General features: G+C 49.5%; 20 protein-coding genes. 9 read left to right on the top strand and 11 right to left on the bottom strand.

The annotated features are described in order from the left end of the window. Nucleotides 1-230 precede the first annotated feature (230 nt). Together QUW60_RS13745 and QUW60_RS13740 are read right to left on the bottom strand one after the other, a co-directional pair. On the bottom strand, nucleotides 231-1,646 hold the full coding sequence (locus QUW60_RS13745) for a DUF4270 domain-containing protein (RefSeq protein WP_289561166.1): 1,416 nt from the start codon (nucleotides 1,644-1,646) through the stop codon (nucleotides 231-233). Between the two features lie 13 nt (nucleotides 1,647-1,659). Further along, on the bottom strand, nucleotides 1,660-2,484 hold the full coding sequence (locus tag QUW60_RS13740; protein WP_289561164.1) for a glycogen/starch synthase: 825 nt from the start codon (nucleotides 2,482-2,484) through the stop codon (nucleotides 1,660-1,662). Between the two features lie 263 nt (nucleotides 2,485-2,747). Here QUW60_RS13740 and panC point away from each other — a divergent pair, with 263 nt between their 5' ends. Together panC and panD are read left to right on the top strand one after the other, a co-directional pair. After that, nucleotides 2,748-3,599 carry a pantoate--beta-alanine ligase gene (gene panC, locus QUW60_RS13735; protein ID WP_289561162.1) on the top strand — a complete coding sequence of 284 codons (852 nt, stop codon included), beginning with the start codon at nucleotides 2,748-2,750 and terminating at the stop codon, nucleotides 3,597-3,599. A 7-nt stretch (nucleotides 3,600-3,606) separates the two neighbouring features. After that, a complete protein-coding gene (gene panD / locus QUW60_RS13730; RefSeq protein ID WP_258338512.1) occupies nucleotides 3,607-3,957 on the top strand; it encodes an aspartate 1-decarboxylase in 351 nt (116 codons plus the stop codon). A 217-nt stretch (nucleotides 3,958-4,174) separates the two neighbouring features. Here the strand turns inward: panD and QUW60_RS13725 are convergent, their stop codons facing one another. The 4 genes from QUW60_RS13725 to QUW60_RS13710 form a co-directional block, all read right to left on the bottom strand. After that, nucleotides 4,175-6,172, bottom strand: coding sequence for a fructose-1,6-bisphosphatase (locus QUW60_RS13725; protein ID WP_289561160.1), 1,998 nt, complete (start codon nucleotides 6,170-6,172; stop codon nucleotides 4,175-4,177). Nucleotides 6,173-6,303: 131 nt separating this feature from the next. Further along, the gene (locus QUW60_RS13720) at nucleotides 6,304-7,965 is read right to left on the bottom strand and encodes a putative transporter (RefSeq protein WP_289561158.1); all 1,662 of its coding nucleotides are present in this window, start codon (nucleotides 7,963-7,965) and stop codon (nucleotides 6,304-6,306) included. Nucleotides 7,966-8,113: 148 nt separating this feature from the next. Further along, entirely contained in the window at nucleotides 8,114-10,303 is a 2,190-nt protein-coding gene (locus QUW60_RS13715; protein ID WP_289561156.1) for a glutamine synthetase III family protein, read from the bottom strand. A 43-nt stretch (nucleotides 10,304-10,346) separates the two neighbouring features. After that, the gene (locus QUW60_RS13710; RefSeq protein ID WP_258338508.1) at nucleotides 10,347-11,576 is read right to left on the bottom strand and encodes an LL-diaminopimelate aminotransferase; all 1,230 of its coding nucleotides are present in this window, start codon (nucleotides 11,574-11,576) and stop codon (nucleotides 10,347-10,349) included. A gap of 150 nt (nucleotides 11,577-11,726) precedes the next feature. On the opposite strand from QUW60_RS13710, the gene QUW60_RS13705 reads away from it, so the two are divergent. Next, complete coding sequence (locus QUW60_RS13705; protein WP_258338507.1) at nucleotides 11,727-12,614, top strand: YitT family protein; 888 nt, start codon at nucleotides 11,727-11,729, stop codon at nucleotides 12,612-12,614. An 11-nt stretch (nucleotides 12,615-12,625) separates the two neighbouring features. Next, nucleotides 12,626-13,216 carry a Crp/Fnr family transcriptional regulator gene (locus QUW60_RS13700; protein WP_258338506.1) on the top strand — a complete coding sequence of 197 codons (591 nt, stop codon included), beginning with the start codon at nucleotides 12,626-12,628 and terminating at the stop codon, nucleotides 13,214-13,216. Nucleotides 13,217-13,238: 22 nt separating this feature from the next. Here the strand turns inward: QUW60_RS13700 and QUW60_RS13695 are convergent, their stop codons facing one another. From QUW60_RS13695 to thiD, 5 genes are all read right to left on the bottom strand, one after another. Next, nucleotides 13,239-14,486, bottom strand: coding sequence for a hypothetical protein (locus tag QUW60_RS13695; RefSeq protein WP_258338505.1), 1,248 nt, complete (start codon nucleotides 14,484-14,486; stop codon nucleotides 13,239-13,241). A gap of 8 nt (nucleotides 14,487-14,494) precedes the next feature. After that, on the bottom strand, nucleotides 14,495-16,153 hold the full coding sequence (locus QUW60_RS13690) for an AMP-binding protein (protein ID WP_258338504.1): 1,659 nt from the start codon (nucleotides 16,151-16,153) through the stop codon (nucleotides 14,495-14,497). A gap of 231 nt (nucleotides 16,154-16,384) precedes the next feature. Continuing rightward, a complete protein-coding gene (locus QUW60_RS13685; protein ID WP_289561152.1) occupies nucleotides 16,385-18,082 on the bottom strand; it encodes an alpha-amylase family glycosyl hydrolase in 1,698 nt (565 codons plus the stop codon). A gap of 140 nt (nucleotides 18,083-18,222) precedes the next feature. Continuing rightward, nucleotides 18,223-19,110 carry an ACP S-malonyltransferase gene (gene fabD / locus QUW60_RS13680; RefSeq protein WP_258338502.1) on the bottom strand — a complete coding sequence of 296 codons (888 nt, stop codon included), beginning with the start codon at nucleotides 19,108-19,110 and terminating at the stop codon, nucleotides 18,223-18,225. Nucleotides 19,111-19,172: 62 nt separating this feature from the next. Further along, complete coding sequence (gene thiD / locus QUW60_RS13675; protein WP_258338501.1) at nucleotides 19,173-20,006, bottom strand: bifunctional hydroxymethylpyrimidine kinase/phosphomethylpyrimidine kinase; 834 nt, start codon at nucleotides 20,004-20,006, stop codon at nucleotides 19,173-19,175. A 250-nt stretch (nucleotides 20,007-20,256) separates the two neighbouring features. Here thiD and QUW60_RS13670 point away from each other — a divergent pair, with 250 nt between their 5' ends. The 5 genes from QUW60_RS13670 to QUW60_RS13650 all read left to right on the top strand — a co-directional run bounded on the left by QUW60_RS13670 (nucleotide 20,257) and on the right by QUW60_RS13650 (nucleotide 26,633). Next, nucleotides 20,257-20,991 (top strand): NUDIX hydrolase, encoded by a 735-nt coding sequence (locus QUW60_RS13670; RefSeq protein WP_289561149.1) that lies wholly within the window; start codon nucleotides 20,257-20,259, stop codon nucleotides 20,989-20,991. A gap of 7 nt (nucleotides 20,992-20,998) precedes the next feature. After that, on the top strand, nucleotides 20,999-22,480 hold the full coding sequence (locus tag QUW60_RS13665) for a xylulokinase (protein WP_258338545.1): 1,482 nt from the start codon (nucleotides 20,999-21,001) through the stop codon (nucleotides 22,478-22,480). A 45-nt stretch (nucleotides 22,481-22,525) separates the two neighbouring features. Further along, nucleotides 22,526-23,842, top strand: a complete 1,317-nt coding sequence (gene xylA, locus QUW60_RS13660) for a xylose isomerase (protein ID WP_258338499.1) — start codon at nucleotides 22,526-22,528, stop codon at nucleotides 23,840-23,842. Nucleotides 23,843-23,910: 68 nt separating this feature from the next. Beyond that, the gene (gene xylE, locus QUW60_RS13655) at nucleotides 23,911-25,389 is read left to right on the top strand and encodes a D-xylose transporter XylE (protein ID WP_289561146.1); all 1,479 of its coding nucleotides are present in this window, start codon (nucleotides 23,911-23,913) and stop codon (nucleotides 25,387-25,389) included. A gap of 176 nt (nucleotides 25,390-25,565) precedes the next feature. Then, nucleotides 25,566-26,633: a mannose-1-phosphate guanylyltransferase gene (locus tag QUW60_RS13650; protein WP_258338497.1), complete on the top strand. Its 1,068-nt coding sequence runs from the start codon at nucleotides 25,566-25,568 to the stop codon at nucleotides 26,631-26,633. Nucleotides 26,634-26,829 lie beyond the last annotated feature (196 nt).

The raw sequence follows: 26,829 nt of genomic DNA, 5'->3' as shown, positions 1-26,829 counted from the left end.
ATGAGAGGTCGGAAAACGAAAGTAGGAAGAAAACTGCTTCGTTTTCCTCCTACTCGATTGGTTCCGGAGCTTTGTGCATGATTTAGGAAGGCAGAAAAACAGAACACAGGATCACGATGTGCATCGAGTGGCTGCGTAAGTGCATATTCTATGGCTCGTGATCCTGTGTTCAGAATATCTTGAATGAGCGGAAGTGCAGGCGGATCCGGAAACGGATTCGCCTCTGTTGTTTATTCCGAAATTGCCGGACGTGTATAGATGACTTCTATTTTCAGTTTGTCACCGTTTTCTCCTCCTACCAGGCGGGCAGAGTTAACTTCCAGGTCATGCGAGAGTCCGATGATGTTGCTTTGGGAGTCCGTTTCTGTCTTTACCGGAATGAGAACAAGCGCATTGTGCTCGTCCCATCCTTCAGCCGGCTCTTCCTGCGTTCTCATTTCGCTGAAGATCTGGCTGATGAGGCGGTTCAGTTGTGAGAAAGTATACGAGTTGGTCGTGCTGCTGTATGAAGCGAGGAACGAAGTCTGGCTGTCGTAAGTCTTGTTCTGTTCAAAGAACTCATTAACCTCGCTCTTGCGCAGGAGCAGCAGATATTGGGGGACTCCCATCTTGTAAGGGTTCTTGCTGGAGTTGTCGCTGACCTCCTTCATCTTGGTGAAAGAGATTGACACCGAGTTCAGCGTATCTTTTCCCAGTTCCGCATACATTTCTTCCAGCGGGAGCTTAACCTCCGTCAGCAGTCCGACAGGAGTTTTCAGATACGTATGTTCCTTGTCGCTCATTTGATTGTCGAATGCGTTATCCGAGTTCTCCAGCCTTGTAGACATATATACCTCGTTTGTTGCGGCAAACGGAATCTGCGTATAGACGGTAGAGTCGACGCTGCCCGATGAACTTTCGATGAGATATTCGATGTTCAGGTGCAGCCAGATATCCTGAATGTAAAGGATGGATCCTTCTCCCTGTGTGGTATGTACGTAAAATCCGGGGAGCACATTGTGTATGAATGAGTATGCATCCTTGAAATAGTCCTTGTTTTCTTCGTATTTCTTCTGGATGTCCTGGCTGAATGATTCAGGCAGACTGATGGAAACCGTATTGTATCCCGTTTCTGATTTGAGCGAGTCGCCTACCGCAACGTCGTATGCTGTGTAGTCTTTTTCCGCCAGCGGCTCGGCTTCCTCGTTATAGTACTTTGTGGGATCGTATGTCGTGTAATACAGGCTCATGTCGCTTCCGTCATCGTCGATGGGCGTATCCAGCAAGTCAACTCTTACACGCATCGGGGCCAGCGAGTCCCCGTAGTAGCTTGCATAATAAAGTCCCAGCGAAGCACTTTGGATGCTCTGCATCGTTTCAGGAAACGTAAATCCTTCCGGGCAGTTGATTTGCGTAATGAAGTCTGCGCTGAACGTTCCGAAATCCGCATCCGTGAACTTTCCCAGATAGGCACTGTTGGTTCGCGAATAAATGCCGTTCGGATTGATGTCGGTGTATTTGATTGTTTTGGTTGTAGCTTCAAACGTCATTGAGTAGGCGTTTATTTCGTCTGTGTTGGCTAGAAAGTCACCTACTCCCGTGGTTGTGTCGTCGCAGCTATAGATGGCGGCAGCCAAACATGCTGCTGCCAGGTACTTGAGTTTCATTTTCGTTCGTTTTTTATTTGTTTTCAGTTCCCGCCAGAATCCGGTCGTAGAATGCGTCGCAGGCATCTGCCAGCTTGTCGGGCTGCTGATAATCTAATACTGGAATGTTCAGGCTGCGTGCGTAGTCTGTCACATTCGTGTTCACTGTTTCGCTGTTTTGTATTACACCGTCAGAATAGGCTACCGCCAGTTTGTTGAGATTCTCAAAATCGACGGGAGTCTTTATCATGTTTACATCATCGGGTGTGATTTCCTTGAGTAAGAGCTGGCTGGTGAAGTTGGGGTCCAAGGTTGACTTGAATCCTTCTCCATAAACCGAATATACTACTTTTGAGTCACGGAATGACGGTTCGTCATAATAAGCTTTCTTGATATAGAGAGGCACCATTGCGGTCATCCATCCGTGGCAATGAATCAGATCCGGACACCAGCGCAGTTTCTTGACTGTTTCCAGTACGCCTCTTGCATAAAAGATCGCGCGTTCGCCGTTGTCTTCGTAGTCGTTTCCGTTTTTATCGGAAGTCATCAGCCGGTGCTGGAAATAATCATCGTTGTCGATGAAGTATACCTGGCGTCTTGCGGCCTGAATGGAAGCGACCTTGATAATCAGCGGATGGTCGGTGTCGTCAATGATCAGGTTCATTCCTGAAAGGCGGATCACTTCGTGCAGCTGGTTTCGCCGTTCATTGATGATTCCCCATTTGGGCATAAAAGTTCTGATTTCGCATCCTTTTTCCTGGATTGCCTGAGGCAGATTCTGCCCGATGGTTGCCAATTCGCTTTCTGGTACGTACGGAGTAATTTCTTGTGTGATGAATAAAACTTTTTTTGCACTCATATTGTTTTCTGCTTACTCAAAAATAAGTGTTGCAAAAATACGAAAAATTGGTGTAAATTCGCCTTATCGGCTGGCTAATTATTCCTTATAGTATGTTAATGTGTTGATTAGTAACTTATTTCAGCTGTGCCGCTTTGCCGTTAAAATGCGCATTTTGACGGTTTGGGGCGAAAGAAATATTGATTTCTGTTTCTTTATCTGACAAATAAATCGTTACTTTGCAGCCGTTTTTTATAATCTACGATTAAAAATTGAAGATTGAGATGAAGTTAGTTCAAACGATTAATGCGCTTCGTGCCGAATTGGAACCTTTGCGCAAAGAGGGAAAGACCATAGGTCTGGTTCCGACGATGGGAGCTTTGCATGCAGGTCACGCTTCATTGGTGAAACGCGCTGTTGCCGAAAATGACGTGGTGGTTGTCAGCGATTTTGTCAATCCTACTCAGTTTAACGACAAGAATGATTTGTTGAAATATCCCCGTACGCTGGATGCCGACTGCAAGCTGCTTGAAGCCTGTGGAGCCGCTTATGTGTTCGCTCCTTCTGTAGAAGAAATCTATCCGGAACCTGATACAAGAACGTTCAGTTATCCTCCTTTGGATACGGTGATGGAAGGGAAGTATCGTCCCGGACATTTTAACGGAGTTTGCCAGATTGTGAGCAAGCTTTTCCTGATTGTGGAGCCGACACGCGCCTACTTCGGAGAAAAGGACTTCCAGCAGCTGGCGATTGTGCGTGAAATGGTGCGCAAGTATCCCTTTGATCTGCAGATTGTGGGTTGTCCGATTGTGCGCGAGGACGACGGGCTGGCTCTGAGCAGCCGTAACGCCCGCCTTGATTCAGTGCAGCGCAGGCAGGCTGTGCAGATCTCGAAGGCTTTGTTTACGAGTGTGGACTATGGGAAAACTCATGTGCTGTCTGAAACGAAGCGGTTTGTCGAAGATTCTATCGGACGCGCCGAAGGCCTGCGCCTTGAGTATTTTGAGATAGTCGACGGAAACACTTTGCAGCCGGTGCATGCATGGGATGAGAGCGACTATATCGTAGGCTGCATCACAGTGTTCTGCGGTGATGTCCGTCTGATAGACAATATAAAGTATAAATATAAGGAATGATTGAGTCATGATGATTGAGGTATTGAAGTCCAAGCTGCATTGTGTGACCGTGACTGAGGCCAATCTGAATTATATGGGGAGCATAACCATTGACGAAGACTTGATGGATGCCGCCAACATGATACAGGGGGAGAAAGTCCAGATTGTGGACAACAACAACGGAGAGCGTTTTGAAACTTACATCATCAAGGGAGAACGCGGTTCGGGATGCATTTGTCTGAACGGCGCCGCTGCCCGCAAGGTTCAGGTAGGCGATGTGGTGATTATCATGTCATATGCGCTGATGGACTTTGAAGAGGCGAAGCATTTCAGTCCCACGGTCGTTTTTCCCGATACGGCGACTAACCGTCTTGTCTGATTTTCTGAAGCCTTTCCGCCTGCTGAAAAAAATGTCGGCTCATCCGATGTAAAATTATTCGTCATCTTACATAAAATAACCCGTCATCCTTTGTTGAATGACGGGTCATTTTTTTATTGTACGGCTTAGAAACTGTTTTGAATTTCTCCAAAAAGTTTTTCTTGGATAAATTCAAAACAGTTTCTTAAGTTGAAGCAAGGTCAGTGAAAAAGGTTTTTCAGACCGCTCTTTCTTTCATCAGTCCGTTCTGGTAGGCCAGAAGAAGCTTCTTCAGATCGTTGATCTGAACCATCAGTTCCTTCCCCTTGTCTGTGTCTTTCACCATCATCCGCTTGGAACTCAGCTCGACGATCTGTGTGGTCGACTTGATGTCAATGCCTTCTTCAATCGCCTTCTGGGTAGAGGTGAACGGTTCATGCTGCACCAGTTCGAAGCCGCGCGAGTGGTATACCAGTGTATAGCCTGCAATTCCGGTTTCCGGCTGGTAAGCTTTCGAGAAGCCGCCGTCGATGACCATCAGCTTTCCGTTTGCCTTGATCGGCTTTTCTCCTTTCACCGCCTTTACAGGCACATGCCCGTTGATGATATGCCGGTGCTCTCCCTCCACGCCGAATTCATCCATGATCATGTCGCAGATGTCTTCACGGTCACGCAGTTCGTAGTAATGTCCCTTTATTTCCCTGTGCGTTTCTTTGTCTGTAAGGAAATAGCGTTCAAAGGTCGCCATCTTGCTCTTGTCGAAGGCTGGCGAGTTTTTTCCGCACCACAGATACCATACGAAATCTACGGCGAAGTCTTTCTCCGGATTGTCGTTTTCGGCGAAATAGGCTGTCCGGATGAGCTGTCCCACGCGTTCGAGCAGGTTTCTTCCCTTGTATTTTTCTCCCAGGATTTCCACCTCTTTCAGCGTACCGTCTTCGTTGAGCGGCATGGAAGCGTGGAAAAGCAGGTTTGAATTGCAGACATTATACATGCAGCCGTAGCGGAACAGGCATTTCATGTGCTTTTTGAGCTTCTCGCTGCTGACAAACGAATGGTGCAGTTTCGACACGATCTCCTGTTCTTCTTCAGTCAGGCGGTAAGGGTCTTCCGGATTTACGGTAGGGAAATAGCAGTCGCGCATTTCATAATCTTTTCCGCCGAGGGTGAATGCTTTCTTCTTGAAGTCGATGTGGTGAAGCAGCAGCCGGTCTTCCATTTCAAATTCCGGGCGGCGTTTGATGGTTTCCGCCTCCAGCTTAAGCTGGATAACGGTGATGGCCTTGTGCATCTGGGCGATGAGCCGGATGGTTTTTTCCGTATAAGGGCTTGAAGCTTTGTCTATCTTCGGCTGGAAAAATCCGCACGGGTCGTCGGCATACGTTTCCATGGCAAATGTGGCGAGCGGAAGCAGGTTGATGCCGTATCCGTCTTCAATGGCCGAAAGGTTGCCGTATCGCATGGCCATGCGCAGCACGTTGGCAATGTTGCAGTCGTTTCCCGCTGCGGCTCCCATCCAGAGAATGTCATGGTTCCCCCATTGGATGTCGAAATTATGGTAGTTGCACAGGGTGTCCATGATGATGTGCGGTCCCGGTCCGCGGTCGAATATGTCGCCCAGAATATGCAGCGAGTCGATGGTGAGCCGCTGGATCAGCTTGCAGAGCGCGGTGATGAAATCATCTGCACGGTCTGTGTCGATGATGGTGCTGATGATGACATTGATGTATGCCTGCTTGTTGGGGTCCATGCTGCTTTCGTGCAGCAGTTCCTGGATGATGTAGGAGAACTCTTTCGGGAGCGCTTTTCTCACTTTCGAGCGGGTGTATTTTGACGACACATTCTGGCACACCTTCACCAGTTGGTTCAGTGTGATCACGTACCAGTCCTCCAGGTCGGTTTCTTTTTCTTTGACGAGCTGCAGCTTCTGTTCCGGATAATAGATCAGTGTGCAAAGCTCCTTCTTTTCCATTTCGCGCAGCGTGTTTCCGAATATTTCGTTCACTTTCCGTTTGATGGAGCCGGATGCGTTGCGCAGCACATGCTGGAACGCCTCGTATTCTCCGTGAAGGTCAGCCAGAAAATGTTCGGTCCCTTTCGGCAGGTTCAGTATGGCCTCCAGGTTGATGATTTCCGTGCTGGCGTCGGCGATTGTCGGAAAATTATGCGACAGCAGGTCCAGATAGCGGCTGTCCTGCCTGATCGTTTCCGTTGTTATTTGTTTATAATCTTTCATAGCAGATCTTTTTTGTCATTTCATTGTTACAAAGATAAAAACTTTGTCTTTAAAAACAATGTCGTCATTTCGTTTTGTTGGGTGGTCCCGTGCGGGCTTTTTCTTCTTGAGCCTTTCTTGTAGCCGATGGGCTAGAGAAAAAGCATGAGGATGAGCTGGGCGATGATTACGCGAAGGAACATTCCCAGCGGATACACGGTGGCATAGCTTACCGATGGGTTGTCGTTGGTGATAATGTCGTTCGCATAGTTGAGTGCCATTGGGTTGGCCATGCTTCCGCACAGCATTCCGCAGGTGTTTCCGAAGTCCTGATGGCAGAACCTCAAGGCGATAAGGGCCATGATGACTACCGGCACGAAAGTTATCACGAAGCCTGTCCCTATCCACAGGGCACCTTCGGGGCGCATCACCGTTTCAAAGAAATGTGCTCCTGCATCCAGTCCCAGGCAGGCGAGGTAGAGCGAAAGCCCGATTCCCCGGAGCATCAGGTTTGCGCTGCGTGTGGTGTAGGTGACCAGATGCAGGCGTGGACCGTACGCGCCGATAAGAATGCCCATCACGATGGGACCTCCCGCCATTCCGAGTTTTACGGGCGAGCTGATTCCCGGTATGGCGATGGGGATGGCTCCGATTACCAGTCCGAGGATGATTCCGATGAAAATGGAAGCCAGATTCGGGTCTTTCAGCGTTTTCACTGTATTGCCTAGCACTTTCTCCACGTTCTGGATGGCCGCGGCTTCACCCACTACCGTAAGCCGGTCGCCCAGCTGGAGCACGAGTCCCGGTGTGGCGAGCAGCTGTACGCCGCTGCGGAGAACCCGGCTGATATTGATTCCGTACGTGTTGCGCAGCCTGAGCGAGCCTAATTTCTTCCCGTTTATTTCAGGGCGGGATATGACAATGTGCCTTGACACCAGCTTGCTGTCGATGGCATTCCAGTCGATGTCTTCTTTATTCCAGTCCCGGTTTTCCTGTTCGCCGAAAAGAATGGTCAGTGAGGGAGCGTCTTTTTCTGTTGTTATGACCAGCAGCCGGTCGTTCTCTTTCAGTATCTTTTCTGATGTGGGGATAGATACGTTCCCATCTCTCCACAGCCGGGATATGACAAACTTTGGATAGCCTGTATGGGCGATGTCATGGATGCTTTTGTTGAATATGGCAGGGTTATGTACCTGAAATGTGGCGATGTACGTATGGTTCGGGTCGTCGTGTTCGTGTACTTCCATGTCGGCGGGCCGGACAAACAGCTTCTTTACCAGGATGATGGCAAGAATGACGCCCACTACACCCAGCGGGTAAGTTACAGCACAGCTCAAGGCAGCTCCGCTGGTGGGTTCTCCCAATTGTTTCAGTGTTTGCTGGGCAGCTCCGAGCGCGGGCGTGTTGGTGGTTGCTCCGCACAGGATGCCTACCATGTCGGGCAGGCTGATCGGGGTGACGAATGTCAGTCCGATGGCTGCCAATGTTCCGAGCAGGATTACTCCCAGACCAAGCATGTTGAGCTGGAATCCTCCGTATTTGAAGGAACTGAAGAATCCGGGACCTACCTGCAAGCCTAATGAATAGACAAAAAGCACAAGCCCGAAGGTTTCAGCATAGCTTAGCATTTGCGGGTCGATGGAGAATCCCAGATGGCCGGCCAGAATGCCGGTGAAAAAAACAAAAGTCACTCCCAGCGAAACGCCAAAAGCGCGCAGCTTTCCCAGCCCGAGCCCGATGGCGATGATGAGTGACAGGATGATGACCGCCTGCAAGGCAGTATGGTCGAAAAACAGATTATATAACCATTCCATGACGCGATGAAGGCGACTTTAATTGTTTCTGTTGTAGTTTTTTGTTGTTTGATATTATGGGAGAGCCGCCTCCGGGAAGCTGTATGGGGAAAGTATTCTTCTGGCTTTCCGGATACAGCTTCTTGCGGCAGACTCTTGTTTCCTCCGGTTAGCGCACAAAGAGCAGTTCGCGGTATTTCGGGAGCGTCCACATCTGATCGTCGACAATCAGTTCGAGCTTGTCGATGTGGTAGCGGATCTGCTCAAGCATCGGAGCTACCGTATCATGGTAGGCGATAGCCTTTTCACGCTCGCAGGCAATGCGGTTGGCCACCTTGCGTGCCTCTATCATTTCGTCCACATGCTTCTTTATATAAGAGGTATGTGTAGAGATCTCCCGGATGATAGCCAGGTTTTCGGCCGACAGCTGGCTGGCTTCTTCGCTGGAGAAGATTGACTGCATCTTGTATGCGTTGTCTATCAGTTTGGTCTGGTACTCGATAGCTACAGGCACTACATGGTTCATGACCAGGTCGCCCAGCACGCGCGCTTCGATCTGAATCTTCTTTGTATACATTTCCCATTTCACTTCGTTGCGTGCCTCCAGCTCTTTGCGGTTCATGACTCCCGTCGATTCGAACATGCGGATGCTTTCCGGCTTCAGATAGTTGTCGAATATGATCGGGCAGCTTGTTTCGCAGTCCAAACCGCGGCGTTTAGCTTCTTCCTGCCATTCTTCGCTGTATCCGTTGCCGTCGAAGCGGATCGGTTTGCATTCTTTGATATAGCGGCGCACAATCTGCAGGATAGCTGAAATTTTGGGCTCTCCTTCTTCAATGCGTGCATCGACTTCCTTTTTGAATTCGATCAGTTGTTCGGCTACCGCTGAGTTCAGCGCGATCATGGCGCTTGCGCAATTGGCTTCCGATCCAGGCGCGCGGAATTCAAAACGGTTTCCGGTAAAGGCGAACGGCGATGTGCGGTTGCGGTCGGTGTTGTCAATCAGAAGTTCCGGTATTTGCGGAATGTCCAGTTTCATGCCTTGTTTTCCTCCCAGCGAAAGCAGGTCGTCGTTTGTGCTTGCTTCCAGATGGTCGAGCACTTTGCTCAGTTGGGTTCCGAGGAAAGAAGAAATGATTGCGGGGGGAGCTTCGTGTCCGCCCAGGCGGTGAGCATTGGTTGCGCTCATGATCGACGCTTTCAGCAATCCGTTGTGCCGGTAGACAGCCATGAGTGTGTTCACGACAAACGTGATGAAACGGAGATTCTCTTCCGAAGTCTTTCCCGGAGCCATCAGCAGGACACCGTTGTCTGTTCCGAGCGACCAGTTGTTATGCTTTCCCGAGCCGTTGACTCCCTTGAACGGCTTTTCGTGGAGCAGCACGCGGAATCCGTGGTTGCGTGCCACTTTCCGCATCAGCGACATGATCAGCATATTGTGGTCGACAGCCAGATTGCATTCTTCATAAATCGGTGCAAGTTCAAACTGGTTAGGAGCTACCTCGTTATGGCGGGTTTTTACCGGAATCCCGAGCTCAAGCGCCTGGATTTCCAGATCCTTCATGAAGGCGGCCACACGGGTGGGTATGGCACCGAAATAATGGTCTTCCAGCTGCTGGTTTTTTGACGCTTCGTGTCCCATCAGTGTCCGGCCGGTCAGAAGCAGGTCGGGGCGGGCTGCATAGAGTCCTTCGTCAACCAGAAAATATTCCTGTTCCCATCCGAGGTAAGAAATGATCTTCTTTACCGACGGGTCGAAATAATGCATCACGTCCAAGGCCGCCTTGTTGACCGCTGTCAGCGCTTTCAGCAGCGGAGCTTTATAGTCGAGCGATTCACCCGTATAGGCGATGAATACGGTGGGGATGCACAGCGTGTCGCCTACGATAAAGACCGGCGACGACGGGTCCCATGCGCTGTATCCTCTGGCTTCGAACGTGTTGCGTATTCCCCCGTTAGGAAATGACGAGCCGTCGGATTCCTGCTGTACGAGCAGTTTTCCGGAGAATTCTTCCAGCATGCCGCCTTTTCCGTCGTGTTCTACAAAAGCGTCATGCTTTTCGGCTGTGCCTTCGGTCAGCGGCTGGAACCAGTGCGTGTAATGCGTGACCCCCATCTCGATGGCCCATTTCTTCATGCCGTCTGCCACGGCGTTTGCGATGCCGCGGTCGAGGGTTGCCCCATTGTCAATTACGTCAATCAGTTTGGCATACACACCGCTGGGGAGATATTTGAACATTTTCTCACGGTTGAATACGTATTTAGCAAAGTATTCGCTTGGGCGTTCTGTCGGAGCCTTCACTTCTACCGGCTTCTTGTGGAAAGCCTTCTCTACCACTCTGAATCTTAGTTTGGACATATGTTTATTAGTTGTTTGATAATGTTATATTCAATATTGCTGGTCACAGGCACTGGCAAATTCGTCTGATTCCTTCTTCACAGTCATGCCGGTCGCCGAACGACGTGATTCTCACATAGCCTTCTCCGCTTGGTCCGAATCCTATTCCCGGCGTGCTTACTACATGGGCTTCATACAGAAGCTTGTCAAAGAACTTCCATGCGGTCATGTTTCCGGGCGCTTTCAGCCACAGATAAGGAGCGTTTTCTCCGCCGAAGAAACGGAGCCCGGTCTTGTTGAGCATGCGTTTCATCAGCCGTGCATTTTCCATGTAATAGCTTATCATTTCCTTTACCTGCTTTTTCCCCTCGGGCGTATAGATGGCTTCGGCTCCCCGTTGCGTAATATAGGAAACTCCGTTGAATTTGGTTGACTGCCGGCGCAGCCACATCTTGTTCAGCGATATCCTTTTCCCTTCAAGCGTGGCGGCCGTCACCTCTTTGGGGATTACCATATATCCGCAGCGCACTCCGGTGAATCCGGCCGTTTTAGAAAAACTTCTGGATTCGATGGCCACCTTCCTGGCTCCTTTGATCTCGTAGATGGAATGGGGGATGTCGGGATTCTGGATGTAAGCCTCGTATGCTCCGTCAAAAATAATCAGGGCATCGTTGTCGATGGCATAGTTGACCCATTTCTTCAGTTCGCTTTTCGTAAGGACTGCTCCGGTAGGATTGTTCGGATAGCATAAATAAATGATGTCTATTCGCCTTTCGGGTATGTCCGGAATAAAGTCGTTTTCGATTTTGCATGGCAGGTATACGACATTGCTCCATTCGCTTTCGTTTTCCAGAGTTCCTGCTCTTCCGGACGAAACGTTTGAATCCACATACGCCGGATAAATGGGGTCGGTTACGCCTATGCTGTTGTCGTGTCGCAGGATATCTCCGATGTTTCCCGTGTCGGATTTAGCCCCGTCACTGATGAACACTTCATTGGGATCAAGGCTGATTCCTCTTGCGGCATAGTCGTTTTTGATGATTGCGCTGATCAGAAAATCGTAGCCTTGTTCGGGACCGTATCCATGAAACGTTTCCACCCGTCCCAGATCTGCCGCCGCCTTCTGCATCGCTTCGATGCATACTTGAGGAATCGGGCGGGTCACATCTCCGATGCCCAAGTTGATGACATTGGTTTTCGGATGGGTAACCTTGAATGAATTTATCCTTTTTGTAATGTCCGTGAACAGATAATTTTCAGGTAATTTAAGCAGGTGTTCGTTGACTAATGCCATGTTCTTTTTATTTGGGCGCAAAATTACGAAAAACGTGCAACTTTTAAAAACAGGCTTCCGTAAATTTTTTCTTGGTATTTGAAATTGATTTAAATCAAGTGAATGATTTTTTTTGTACTTTTGTCCGGAATTTTTAAAACAGATAGAGTAATGAATCCAGCTTTGCCAGCTACGCGTACGCAGCGAATCATGAGAGAGACCAAAGATTATCTGATAATTGCTTTGGGAATGATTATGTATGGTATCGGATGGACGGTGTTCCTGCTGCCCAGTGACATCCCATCGACGGCCGTCCCCGGAATCGCGTCCATTATATTTTGGGCCACGGGATTTCCGGTGCAATACACTTATTTGATTATAAACCTTGCCTTGCTTTTATTGGCGTTGAAGATTCTGGGTCTGAAGTTTTGCCTGAAGACAATCTTTGCCGTATTGGTGCTGACCTTTATTCTGGAGGTCATCCAAAAGTTTGTGACCGGTCCGTTGATTCACGACCAGCCTTTCATGTCGTGTGTGCTGGGCGCTTTCTTCTGCGGGGGAGGAATCGGAATTGCCTTTTCCGCCAACGGAAGTACGGGAGGAACCGACATCATTGCCGCCATTGTCAACAAATACCGTGACATCTCGTTGGGAAGGGTTATTCTGATGTGTGACCTTATCATCATTTCTTCGAGCTACTTTGTGCTTCATAACTGGGAAAAGGTGGTGTATGGCTATGTTGTGCTTTTCATCTCAAGCTTTGTGCTCGACCAGGTTGTGAACAGCGCGCGCCAGTCTGTGCAGTTTTTCATCATTTCAAGCAAGTACGAAGAAATAGGGGCGCGCATCAACAAGGATCTTCACCGCGGAGTCACGTTTATTGACGGAGTGGGATGTTACACCCACAATGGAGTGAAGATGATGTTTGTGCTTGCTAAAAAACGCGAATCGAATACTATATTCCGCCTTATCAAAGACATTGACCCGAAAGCGTTTGTTTCGCAAAGTGCCGTTATCGGCGTGTTCGGAGAAGGCTTTGACCGCATAAAGGTTAAGTAAACTTGACGCTTATGACCAATACTAATATAGAAACAGCTCGTATTTTGGCAACTTCCCGCCATCGCTTGTTGTCGAGGGAACAGTTGCATGCGCTTGCTGCTATACTGGAATGCAAAAAGTATAAGAAAGGCGAACGCATCCTGGATGAAAACGACGTTTGTACGTGTTTGCGTTATATCGAGAAGGGGATGACCCGCCAGTTTTATTACAAGTATGACAAGGATCTGACGGAGCACATTGCCTACGAAGGAGGAATTGTGGTCTGTCTGGAAAGCTATCTGAAGACAGAGCCTACGCGCCTGATGATTGAAACCCTGGAGCCTACCGTATTGTGGGAGATTCCGAAGGACAAGATTGAAAAGCTTTCGCTGGAAGATGCAGAGTTGGGCGTATGGTATCGGAAAGTATTTGAAGAGTCGCTGATTGAGTCGCAGATTAAAGCGGATACCCTCCGTTTCGAGCCGGCGCACGAACGTTATCTGAAGCTGATGCAGATGCATCCCGAAATCTTGAAGAGGGCTCCGCTGGTTTATATCGCTTCGTTGCTGCAGATGAGTCCCGAAACATTGAGCCGTGTGCGTTCGGCAAGCCTGAACAGCTGACAGGCTGTTGCCGGCAAGTGCCTTAAAAAAGCACCATTCCTACCTCGAACACTCCTTTGTCGTCGAAGGCGTGGCTTCCCTTGTATGTGCGTGTCCATCCGTAGCCTCCTGAGGCGAATATTCCGAACTTGCGGGTTATGCTGTATTCCAGATTCACCCGTGGCTCGAGCGCATACATGCGTGCGGGAAAGCCCTGCGAATCCTTGTTTTTCAAGCTTTCGATATGATAATATCCAAAATCTGCACTGATGTCCAGCTTAGGCGTCAGTTGCCAGTAGACGCCTGCGCGGTAAAACAGGCTCAGTGAAAAATCTTTGTCCGTTCCTAAATAATATCCTCCCGTGCCGATCTGCGTGTAGGTGTGCCTGTTTTTGAAACGTACGGCCACGCTGCCCTTGTTGGCATTTCCCCCTGAAACGATCAGCTGCGTGCGGGTTTGCGGCTTGAGGTTGATGCAGCCTATCTGGCGGGCGCAGCTGTCGAGGCTGAAATTGACGATTCCTATTTGTACGCCCTTGCGGTTTTCCGTGTTCACGTTGCCGATGCCTAGTTGCAGGCCGCTGTTGCTCACGCTGTAGTTCATGACTGCTGTCTGCAGCCCTTTGTTTGCAACGCTTACGTTTCCAAGTCCGGCCAATTGCCATCCGTCGTTTGTTTCGGCAGCAACGTTCAACAGTGAAGTGATCTGCACTCCGCGCGACGACTTGCCCGATACATTCATCAGGCCTCCGATAGACAGGCCGCCTTGCACTTCTCCTGCGACATTTCCCAGTCCGGCAATCATGACGCCGCGCGTGTCTTTTCCTCCCACGTTGATCAGGCCGGAGATTCCCACTCCTCTTATATCGCTTCCCGACACGTTGCCCAGTCCTGACACCGTAAGTCCGTATGATGAATGTCCGCTTACGTTCATCAGACCGGAGAAAATGGCTCCGCATGCCCTCTGGCCCGTAACGTTGGTGATTCCTGCAATCTGAAGTCCCGTTGACTTCAGTCCCGTGATGTTGGCGAATCCTGCAGCCTGCATGCCGTAGGCATTGTAGTGTTGCAGGCTGGATATGATGTTTATGCCCAATCCGTTGAGGCATGTATAGTTGCTGAACAGTCCCAGGTTAAAATACGTGCGTTGAGGCGTCTTTTTCTTGTCTGTGATGTTCAGCGATACGTTAGCCCCTTTCTTCAGGCCTTTCTTTGCATGTTGCTGGGCGTAAAGAAAAGGATGCGCTCCCAAGAGGAGGCAGATTGCTGCTAGTATAGTTTTCAGTTTCATTTCCCGGTTTATTTTACGTCTTGATACAGGAATCGCTTGATGCTCTTTTTGGGTGTCTTCTCAAACTCCTCCGGATAAATCTTAACTCGTGCGATCTGCGAGTAGGCGGGAAGTTCCGCATTGACCGCCGTCCGGTTTTCTTCCATCACCCGCTCGATGTCGGCAGGGGTCAGTCCGTTGGCGTAAGCTTCGTCAAAGTCCGGATAAATCAGAGCGGCCAGTTTGTTGTCGCTCTGCTGGATGACGATGTTTTCGCATACGTAGGGCAGGTTGTTGATCTTTTCTTCGATTTCTTCCGGATAGATGTTCTGTCCCGAAGGTCCCAGAAGCATGTTTTTGCTTCGTCCCCTGATGGTTACGTTTCCGTCTTTGTCCATAGTGCCCAAATCGCCCGTATGCAGCCATCCTTCCTTGTCGATGGCCTGTGCGGTGGCTTCAGGGTTTTTGTAATATCCCAGCATCACATTGTCGCCCCTTGCAAGAATCTCTCCGACAAGGTTCTCGGGATCGGAACTGTCTATCTTGACTTCCATGCGCGGGGCAGCCTTTCCGCATGTTCCCGGCTTGTATCTTCTCCAGTCTTCATAGCAGATGATGGGCCCGCATTCGGTCATGCCGTATCCCACGGTATAAGGGAAGTCGATGTCGCGCAGCAGGCGTTCCACATCCTGGTTGAAGGCCGCTCCGCCGATTATGACCTCGAAAAAGTTTCCTCCGAAAGCCTGCACGATATAGTCGCGCAAGGTCGATCCGATCTTTTCGTTGATGATGGGCAGGCGGAACAGTATTTTCATTTTCAGTGTTTCCAGTTTGGGGAGCACGTTTTTCTTGATTATCTTTTCGATGATGAGCGGCACGGAAATTACGATGTGCGGCTTGATGTCTGCAAATGCCTGGAAAATGATTTTCGGGCTGGGCATCCGTGTGAGGAAATACACATGGCATCCCGAACAGATTTCATAGATAAATTCGAAAGCCAGTCCGTACATGTGCGCCATGGGCAGGATGGAAATTACCCTGCTTCCCGGTGCCAGATGGAGCATCTCGGTGGCAAATGCGGTGTTTGACCACAGCGAGCGGTAGGGCAGCATCACTCCCTTTGAGAAACTGGTTGTTCCTGATGTATAGTTGATGATTGCAAGCTCCTCCGGCTTGTCCTTCCGGTAGCTTACGTGTTCTTTCCGGAAGTTCCGCGGGAATTTTTTCCCGAACATTTCGTTGAGGTGTTCGCGCGCAAATTCAAGCTGTTTGCTCCGGCATACCAGCAGGGTGAAGTCTGTCATGAGGATGATTCCTTCGAGCGAGGGCATTTCCGCCTCGTTGAGCGATTCCCAAACCACATCGCCCACGAAAAGCAGGCGGGCATCCGAATGGTTTACGATGTTCTGGATATTGTCGGCCTTGAATTCGTGGAGGATAGGAACTGCCACGGCTCCGTATGTGAGTATTGCCAGAAAAGCCACTCCCCAGTGCGAGCTGTTGCGTCCGCAGAGCGCCACTTTATCTCCGGGGTTAATCCCGCTTTCGGCGAGAAGGATATGCAGCTTCTCGATTTTGCGTGCCACATCTTTATATTGCAGTGTAGCGCCTTTATAATCTGTCAGCGCGTCAAGGTCCCAGTTTTTCTTGATGCTGTCTTCTACAAAGGCTAGAAAACTATTTTCCATATTCGGTTTCTGATAAGATTGCACAAATTCTATTCATTTGAGCAAAGTTACCCTTTTGTGTTCAATATGCAAACAAAATGGGGATAAAAAATGCTTTTCCTCGTCCGTTTCTCTATCTCCAGGCTGGAGACATGCGTCTTTAGGCTGAAGACGTGTATCTCTAAGCTGGAGATTTGCATCTCCAACCTAGAGATAGAGATTGTTCTGTGCCAAAGACGGATTCCTTTATCGTCAGAGTGTGATTTTCAGTATTTTTCCTCCCCATGCCTGGAGCTTGACGGCAACGGCCTTTGCCGGAGTGAACGGAATGCTTTCTTCTGTCCCGTTCAGCAGGTCGGCTGCCGTGCAGGTCTGGAACGAGGGCATGTGCAGGTAGTCGAAGGCATGTTCCGGAATATTGACCGCAATCTGTGCCGGCATGTCTGCAAAGTTTACGGCTATCAGCATCACTTCCTTGCCGTATTTTCTCAGGAAGGCGTATTGTTTGTGCTCGTTCATCTGCCATCCGCCTTTGTTCACGTACATCAGGTCGAAGAACTGTCCTTGTGTGATGGCGGCTTCGGTGCGACAAATGTTCAGCAGTTTCTTGTAGAAGCGGTGGAGCTCTTTTTCCTTGTTGTTGAGCAGGTGGTTGTTCCATCTGCCGTGGTTGTTCCATCTTCTGATGCTGTCCACGCTCCAGTAGTCGAAAATGGTGGTGCGTCCGTCGCGTCCGCTGAATCCCTCGCAGTCCATTCCCCTTTCTCCGAATTCTTGCCCGAAGTAGATCATCATGGGGTTGGTGTTCAGGGTTGCCGACACGATGAGGGCGGGGAGTGCCTTGAACGCATTTCCGGCAAAGAAGTCGGAAGCGATGCGCTGCTCGTCGTGGTTCTCCAGGAAATTCAGCATGTGGTCCTGAATGTCGTCGACGCTTTGCCAGCAGCCGGTGATGGCTGTGGCCGACTGGTAGCCGCAGGTGACGGCGCGCAGCGTATCGTAAAGTCCTACTTTGTCATACAGATAGTCGAAATGGCCGTTGTGTATGTAGTTTCTGTATTCATTCGGATTGTACACTTCGGCTATGAATGTCAGTTCGGGGTGCAGTGATTTGACTTGCGGGATGACCCATCCCCAGAATTCGCACGGAACCATTTCTGCCATGTCGCATCGGAATCCGTCAATGCCTTTGTCGGCCCAGAAGAGCAGGATATCTTTCATCTTGTTCCATGTGTCGGGTATCGGGTTGAAATGGCATCCGGTGTTGTTGATGTAGTCGACTCCGTAATTCAGCTTAACCGTTTCGTACCAGTCGTTCCGGTTCGGCCATGCGTCAAAGCGGTTGTTTCCCGTAGCTTTTGCCGGCATTTCCACGTAGTTCCCCATTTCTTCGTCATAGAGGCTGATTTCGCCTTCCAGTTTCTGTCCGGGCATATAGTAGAAATTGTTGTTCGCGCTGAAGGCCTGGTTCGTGTCGTCGTCTTCGCCCAGATCCTTGATTCCCTCGGGCTTCGATACAGACCGGTATTGTCTTGCCACATGGTTTGGAACGAAGTCCATGATGAGCTTCAGTCCGCATTCGTGCGTCCGCTTTACGAGTTCCAGAAATTCCTCCATTCTTTTTTCGGGATGCACGGCTAGGTCCGGGTCTATGCTGTAATAGTCAGTGATGGCATAAGGCGACCCTGCTTTTCCTTTCACAACCGAAGGGTGGTTTCTTGGGATTCCGTAGCTGCTGTAGTCTGTTTGTGTGGCGTGCGCCAAGAGTCCGGTGTACCATACGTGGGTCGCTCCCAGATTTTTGATTTCATGCAATACTTGTTTGGTGATGTCGTCCATCTTTCCGCAGCCGTTCTGTCCGATGGGGCCGTTTTGGATGCATCGTCCGTTGGTATTGCCGAACAGGCGGGTAAATATCTGGTAGATGATGATTTTTTCTGTCGTTTTCATGTTTTCCCTCTTTTAAGTATTAGTTGTGCTTCTTGTGTGTTATGTTTTGAGGATTTGCAGTCCGGTGGAAGCGGTTCCATGCACCCTGCAAATCCTCCTGCATGCCTGTTCTTTCCGGTATGTCCGGAATGCCGGATCGGTTATTGGATGCCGTGTGCGTTGGCTTCCTTGTTGATTTTCTTGATGAGTCCCTGCAGTACGGCTCCGGGTCCGCATTCCGTAAAGTCGTCGGCGCCGTCGGCAATCATGTTCTGTACGGTTTGGGTCCAGCGTACAGATGCTGTCAGCTGGGCTACCAGGTTGGCCTTGATTTCTTCAGGGTCTGTATGCGGTTTGGCATCCACGTTCTGGTAGATCGGGCACTTGGGTGTATGGAATTCGGTTGATTTGATGGCCGTTTCCAGTTCCACTTTGGCGGGTTCCATAAGCGGAGAATGGAAAGCGCCGCCCACTTTCAGCGGCAGGGCGCGTTTTGCACCGGCAGCCTTCATCAGCTCGCAGGCTTTGTTGATTCCTTCAATCGATCCTGAAATTACAATCTGGCCCGGACAGTTGTAATTTGCAGCTACGCAGACTTCTCCTTCTGCTGCAACGGAAGCGCAGATTTCTTCTACCTTTTCGTCAGGCAGAGCTATGATTGCCGCCATGGTAGACGGGCGGGCTTCGCATGCCTTTTGCATTGCCATGGCACGTGCGTAAACCAGTTTCAGTCCGTCTTCGAACGAAAGTGCTCCGGCTGCTACCAGTGCTGAAAATTCTCCCAGCGAGTGTCCGGCTGTCATCTCGGGCTTGAATTCTTCGCCCATGCACAGGGCTGAGATCACTGAATGCAGGAATACGGCAGGCTGTGTCACTTTTGTCTGGCGCAAGTCTTCGTCTGTGCCTTCAAACATGATGTCAGTGATGCGGTATCCTAAGATTTCGTTTGCTTTTTCAAACAGTTCTTTGGCGAGCGGAGAGTTTTCGTAAAGGTCTTTGCCCATACCGACAAACTGTGCGCCCTGACCGGGAAATACAAATGCTTTCATAATTTCTGATGTTTATGTTTTTCAAAATCTTTGCATGCAAAGGTAATGATTCTTTTGATATGTTACACGTTTTTGTCCAAAATGTGCATTTTTGCCGGATTGAAGAAATGATTGAGCGGTCCGTGGCCTTCGCCGATATGGATGTCTTTTCCGGCTTCTATACCTTTATATATATATTCTTTGGCTTTGCCTGCGGCTTCTGCCAGCGGATGTCCCAGTGCGAGAAAGGTTGCGATGGCCGATGAAAGGGTGCATCCGGTTCCGTGCGTATTCTTGCTTTCGATCTTCGGTGCGGTAAAGCGGTGTGCTTGTTCTTCGTCTGCAATTTTGAGCACGTCGCACATTTTGTCATCGGGCAAGTGTCCCCCCTTTATCAGTACGGCTCCGCATCCGGTTTGCAGAAGCTGTCCGGCTGCTTCTTCCATCTCGTCCGGTGAAGAAAGTTTTGTGTTTGTCAGCACTTCGGCCTCGCTCAGGTTGGGGGTGATGAGGGTGCTCAATGGCATAAGTTCTCTGACAATGGCTTCGATTGCGCTGTCTTCCATCAGCTTGCATCCGCTGGTGGAAACCATGACCGGGTCGAAGACAACATAGCGTGGCTGGAATCTGCGGATGCTTTGTGCGATGGCTGCAACAATCTTCGGGTCGCTTACCATCCCGATTTTGACTGCTTCCGGCCGGATGTCTGTCATGACGGCCTCAATCTGTGCCTTTACGGTTTGTGCGGGGATGGGGAATATGCTGCTGACTCCGCAGGTGTTCTGTACGGTGATGGATGTGATGGCACTTGCGGCGTATGCGCCCAAAGCAGATATTGTTTTGATGTCTGCTTGAATGCCGGCTCCTCCGCTGCAGTCGGAACCTGCGATTGTAAGTATGCAAGGATATGTTTTCATGTTACTGTTTTTTGTTTGACTGTACAAAGTAATGAAATTTCCTTGACAACTCTTGCCGTTGGGGCGGATTCTTTCTCCCGGCAAGCGGATTTATATATTGTATATTGTATGATAATTGAATTTTTATATATTGTAAATATGATGAAAAGTATTTTATTGTTAAACAGTGTTTTACTGAGTAGTATTTTACAGAAAATACTATGAGTATATATTGTGATTCTTTATATTTGCGGCATGGAAAATCAATGTTATGGAAGACTGTAAAATAATAGATGTACATGTGTCCGTCGATTGCGTGTTGGTCGGATTCGACGGTGAGCAGTTTCGGATACTGCTGGTCCATCAGGTCGGGAAACAGCAGGAAGCCGGTGGGGAAGTAAACGACTTGAAGCTTCCGGGCAGTCTGATTTATGCAGATGAGGATCTGGACGACGCCGCCAAACGTGTGCTGAAGGAACTGACAGGTCTGAAGAATATAAAGATGACTCAGTTCCGCGCCTATGGTTCGAAAGACAGAACCTCTAATCCGAAAGATGTGAAATGGCTGGAACGTTTTCACCGGATTACAGAAAACAGGGTGGGGCGGATTGTGACGGTGGCTTATCTTTCGCTTCTGAAGATAGACAGCAGAAACCGGCAGCTTACCGCAACCTATGATGCGTGCTGGATGCCGGTTTCGGATATAAAAGAGCTTGCTTTTGACCATCTGCAGATTTGCAGGGACGCGTTGGTGCATATACGCCACTATGTGGAGAATACGCCGTCTGTCATGTTTGACCTGCTGCCGAGAAAGTTTACCGTTGCGCAGTTGCGAAATCTGTATCAGTTGATTTACGGCAAGAATGTCGATATCCGCAACTTCCATAAGAAGATTGCGATGATGCCTTATGTGGTTCCTCTGGAAGAAAAGGAACAGGGTGTGCGGCATCGCGCTGCCCGTTTCTATAAGTTTGACAGAACAATTTATAACAAACAAAATAAGTGACAGTATGATGTATTTGTTGGGATATGACATAGGAAGCTCTTCAGTGAAGGCTTCTTTGGTGGATGTCCATACGGGCAAGTGTGTCGCTTCGGCGTTTTATCCGAAGACGGAAGCCGAAATCATCACTTTGCGTCCGGGATGGGCGGAACAGCATCCGGAAATGTGGTGGGAGAACTTGCGTGCCGCCACTGGTGCTGTGATGCAGAAAAGCGGGGCAAAAAAGGAAGATGTTGCTGCAATCGGGATTTCTTATCAGATGCACGGCCTGGTGTGCGTTGACAAGAACCAGAATGTGCTTCGTCCCGCCATTATCTGGTGTGATTCGCGCGCGGTTCCTTATGGGGAGAAAGCATTCAGGATGTTGGGCGAAGAGAAATGCCTGACCCATCTGCTCAATTCTCCGGGAAACTTTACGGCCTCTAAGCTGGCTTGGGTGAAAGAAAACGAACCGGAAGTGTATGAGAAGATAGACAAGATTATGCTGCCGGGCGAGTATATAGCCATGAAGCTGACGGGAGAGGTATATACGACCGTGTCCGGACTATCCGAGGGGATGTTTTGGGACTTTCAGAAGAATGGACTTGCGGATTTCCTGATGGACTTCTACGGATTCGACCGTTCGCTGATTCCTGCCGTTTGTCCTACGTTCTCCGAACAGGGCCGTGTGACTGCACAGGCGGCCGGTGAACTTGGGCTGAAAGAGGGCATTCCGGTGGCTTACCGTGCAGGCGACCAGCCCAATAACGCTTTGTCGCTGAATGTGTTCAATCCGGGTGAGATCGCTTCGACTGCCGGAACCTCCGGTGTGGTTTATGGAGTGAACGGTGCAGTGAACTATGATCCGGAATCGCGTGTCAATACGTTTGCCCATGTGAACCATACGGCCGAACAGACCCGTTTGGGTGTGTTGCTTTGCATCAACGGTACGGGAATCCTTAATTCGTGGATGAAGCGCACCGTGATGTCCGAAGAAGTTTCGTATGCCGAAATGAATGGTATGGCTGCGCAGGCGCCGATCGGTTCGGGAGGCATCAGCATTCTTCCGTTCGGAAACGGGGCAGAGCGTATGCTCCGAAACCGCGAAGCGGGATGTTCCGTTCATGGCGTAAACTTCAACTTGCATACGCGCAGCCATTTGCTCCGTGCAGCTCAGGAAGGAATCGTGTTTGCGTTCAAATATGGAATTGACATAATGAAAGGTATGGGAATGAGTGTGGAGAAAATCCATGCCGGACATGCAAACATGTTTCTGAGTCCGATTTTCCGCGAAACTTTGGCGGGTGTTACAGGAACTGTCATCGAACTGTATGATACAGACGGTTCTGTAGGTGCGGCCAAGGGAGCCGGCATGGGAGTCGGCATTTACAAGAACAGCAGCGAGGCATTCGCTACACTCGACAAGCTGGATGTGATTGAGCCGAAGGAATCTGACCGTGCAGCTTATGAGGATGCGTATGGACGCTGGCTGGATTGTCTGAACAGATTGTAATCTTATTATATAAACTTGTTTCATTAACTTTTAAATTCAAAAACAATGGCAAACAAAGAGTATTTTCCCGGCATTGGAAAGATTAAATTCGAAGGTGTAGAAAGTAAGAACCCGATGGCTTTCCGTTACTATGATCCTGAAAGAGTGGTAATGGGAAAGAAGATGAAAGACTGGCTGAAATTTTCGATGGCCTGGTGGCACACGTTGTGCGCTGAAGGCGGTGACCAGTTCGGCGTGGGAACAAAGAGCTTTCCGTGGAAAGGAAATCCCGACAAGGTGCAGGCTGCAAAGGACAAGGCTGATGCGGGATTCGAGTTCATGCAAAAGATGGGAATCGAATATTATTGCTTCCATGATGTGGACCTTTGCGATGAGGCTGATACCATCGAAGAATATGAAGCGAATCTGAAGGAAATTGTTGCTTATCTGAAACAGAAACAGGCTGAAACGGGCATCAAGCTGCTGTGGGGCACAGCAAACGTATTCGGTCACGCGCGCTATATGAACGGAGCCGCAACAAATCCCGACTTTGATGTCGTTGCGCGGGCTGCCGTTCAGATAAAGAATGCCATCGACGCCACAATCGAACTGGGAGGTACGAATTATGTGTTCTGGGGCGGACGCGAGGGTTACATGTCGCTTCTGAATACTGACCAGAAGCGTGAAAAAGAACATCTGGCTCAGATGCTGACTATCGCCCGCGATTATGGCCGTGCACACGGGTTTACAGGAACTTTCCTTGTTGAACCGAAGCCGATGGAACCGACAAAGCATCAGTATGATGTGGATACGGAAACCGTCATCGGCTTTTTGAAAGCCCATAATCTTGATAAGGATTTCAAGGTGAACATTGAAGTGAACCATGCTACACTGGCCGGACATACCTTTGAACACGAACTTTGCGTCGCTGTAGATAACGGTATGCTGGGTTCTATCGACGCTAACCGCGGCGACTACCAGAACGGATGGGACACAGACCAGTTCCCGATAGACAACTATGAGCTGGTTCAGGCGATGATGCAGATTATCCGTAACGGAGGCTTGGGCAACGGCGGCACGAACTTTGATGCCAAGACTCGCCGCAATTCTACCGATCTGGAAGACATCTTCATCGCTCATATTGCCGGCATGGATGTGATGGCGCGCGCCCTGCTGAGTGCAGCCAAGCTGCTGGAAGAATCTCCTTACAGAAAAATGCTTGCCGACCGGTATGCTTCGTTTGATTCGGGAAAGGGAAAGGACTTTGAAGACGGCAAGCTTACGCTGGAAGATGTTGTGGCTTATGCGAAGACTGTCGGCGAACCGAAACAGACGAGCGGAAAGCAGGAACTGTATGAAGCTATAGTGAATATGTACTGTTAACACTGTCATCGGAATGGAAGGCCTGCCTGCGGGTCTTCCATTTTTCGTTGGATATAAAATTTAATATCATGAATCATACGGAAAAAGGCAGCAAGGCTTATCTTTTTTCAGTCGTACTTGTTGCCGTAATTGGCGGACTGCTGTTCGGTTATGACACGGCAGTCATTTCTGGAGCGGAAAAGGGGCTTCAGGCTTTCTTTATGGGAGCCTCGGACTTTGCATATACGGATGCGGTGCATGGCATCACTTCGTCAAGCGCACTGATTGGGTGCATTGTCGGCAGTGCCGTTTCCGGCTTTCTGGCCTCACACTACGGACGTAAGCGCACGCTCTTTGTTGCCGGCATTTTGTTTCTCGTCGCAGCTTTGGGAACCTATGATCCGGAGTTTCTGTTTTTCGAGCATGGAAAACCGACTTTTCCTCTGCTCGTGGCATTCAACATTTATCGTATTATAGGAGGGATAGGAGTCGGGCTGGCTTCAGCTATCTGTCCGATGTATATTGCAGAAATAGCTCCAAGCAACATTCGCGGTACGTTGGTGTCGTGGAATCAGTTTGCAATCATTTCCGGCCAGCTCATCGTTTACATCGTCAACTTCCTGATCTTAGGCGACAACGTGAATCCGGCCGTCAAGGCTGTGGAAGGCGTAAATCAGATTCTGAATCCGGGAGAAGCGGCCTGGACCATTGAAACGGGCTGGCGTCTGATGTTTCTCAGCGCAGGGGTTCCTGCAGCGGTTTTTTCTCTGCTGGTGCTGCTGGTTCCCGAAACGCCCCGCTATTTGGCGATGAGCGGAAAGGATGAGAAGGCGTTGCAAGTGCTTGTCCGCATCAACGGTTTCTCCAAGGCAAAAGAAATTCTGGCCGACATCAAGTCCACTGCCGAAGAGAAGACCGAGCGTCTGTTCACTTACGGGTGGCTGGTCATATTCGTCGGCATCATGCTGAGCGTATTCCAGCAGGCTGTGGGCATCAATGCTGTGCTTTATTTTGCCCCACGCATATTTGAAACGATGGGCATGGGCAGTCCGATGGTACAGACAGTCTTTATGGGCATTGTCAATCTTCTGTTCACCTTGCTTGCCGTATTTACGGTAGAAAAGCTGGGGCGCCGTCCGCTGCTTATTGCAGGTTCAATCGGAATGGCTGTCGGCGCCTTCGGCGTGGCTGTCTGCAATCTGGTTTCCGGGATACCTCCGGTACTTCCTGTTGTCAGCATCATGATATACAGTGCTTCATTCATGTTCAGCTGGGGGCCGATCTGCTGGGTGCTGATTTCAGAGATTTTCCCTAACACCATCCGTGGAGCCGCTGTTGCAATCGCTGTAGCCTTTCAGTGGATTTTCAATTTTATCGTTTCGTCCACCTTCCTTCCGCTTTACAACATGAGCGCGGGCGATATGGGCGATAAGTTCGGCCATATGTTTGCATACAGTCTGTATGGTGTCATCTGTGTCCTTGCTGCCGTGTTTGTTTGGAAGCTTGTTCCCGAAACGAAGGGCAAGACTTTGGAGGACATGAGCAATCTTTGGAAGAAAAAGAAATGAATGGCTCCCGCTTTCCGGAGCCTGAAGCCATATCCGTTTCTGTTCTTGCATCAAGGGCGGAACGGATATTTTCTACGTATGCCGAAAGGCGGAATTCTGATAAAAAAGGTTTTGTTATACAGGGTTTTTCAGAAAAATAATATTACCTTTGTAACGTTACAAAAAGTGTAGTATTTATGAACCCTGCAAATAATCATGTTGTCATTATGGCCGGAGGCATAGGCAGTCGTTTCTGGCCGATGAGCAGTCCCGAAATGCCGAAACAGTTCATTGATGTGCTGGGATGCGGACGGACACTTATCCAGTTGACTGCCGACCGTTTCAGAGATGTATGTCTGCCCGAAAACATTTGGGTGGTTACTTCTGCAAAGTATGCTTCTATCGTGAAAGAGCAGCTTCCGCAAATACCGCAAGAGCATGTGCTGCTGGAACCTTGCCGCCGCAATACGGCTCCTTGCATCGCTTATGTAAGCTGGAAGATCAAGGCGAAGAACCCGAAAGCAAACATTGTCGTTACGCCGAGTGACCATATCGTGATGAACGAGCGCGAGTTTGCACGTGTCGTTCTGTCAGCCATGAAGTTCACGGCTGATTCAGATGCCATCGTTACGTTGGGAATGAAAGCAAACCGGCCTGAAACCGGATACGGATATATAGAGGCGGACTTGTCGCTGCCATGTCCTTCAAACAAGGAAATCTACCGTGTGGATGCCTTTAAGGAGAAACCGGACCTGGCAACAGCGGAACGTTACCTGCAGCGCAACAATTTCTTCTGGAACGCGGGAATCTTTGTGTGGAACGTAAACACGATTGTGAATGCAATCCGTGTCTATCAGCCGACGATGGCAAAAGTATTTGAGCGGATGCTTCCTTACTATTACACGGATAAGGAGCAGGAAATGGTGGACGAACTGTTCCCTACGTGCGAAAACATTTCCGTTGACTATGCCATTATGGAAAAAGTGGACGAAATCTATGTATTTCCGGCTTCGTTCGGATGGAGCGATCTGGGTACGTGGGGATCGCTGCATGAAAATTCCAAGCGCGACGCTCACAACAATGTGTGCATCGGACCGAATGTTAAGGTGTATGAAACGCGCAACTGCATCATACATGCCACGCAGGAAAAGAAAGTGGTGGTGCAGGGACTGGACGGTTATATCGTGGCAGAAAAGAATGACACTTTGCTGATCTGCCGTCTGAGCGAAGAACAGCGGATCAAGGAGTTCTCGGCAGAAGAGTGATTGGGAAAAGAGTATGAGGCGCTTTAAGCTGCCTTTTGAATAATACAGCCGCACGGAGATAGAAAAGACGAGTTTTCGTATCTCCGTGCGTTTTTTTATTTGGGGACATTCAGTAAATGTTCAAAAAATATAAGGCGGCATGTGTAAATGAGCTTGTTTTTTCATTTCACATGCCATCTTTATTGTTGTTCTCTTC

It is taken from the genome of Bacteroides gallinaceum (assembly GCF_030373775.1).
GTDB lineage: Bacteria > Bacteroidota > Bacteroidia > Bacteroidales > Bacteroidaceae > Phocaeicola > Phocaeicola excrementipullorum.
The sequence above is the reverse complement of the archived record's forward strand: the minus strand, read 5'-3'. Positions and strand labels throughout refer to the sequence as shown.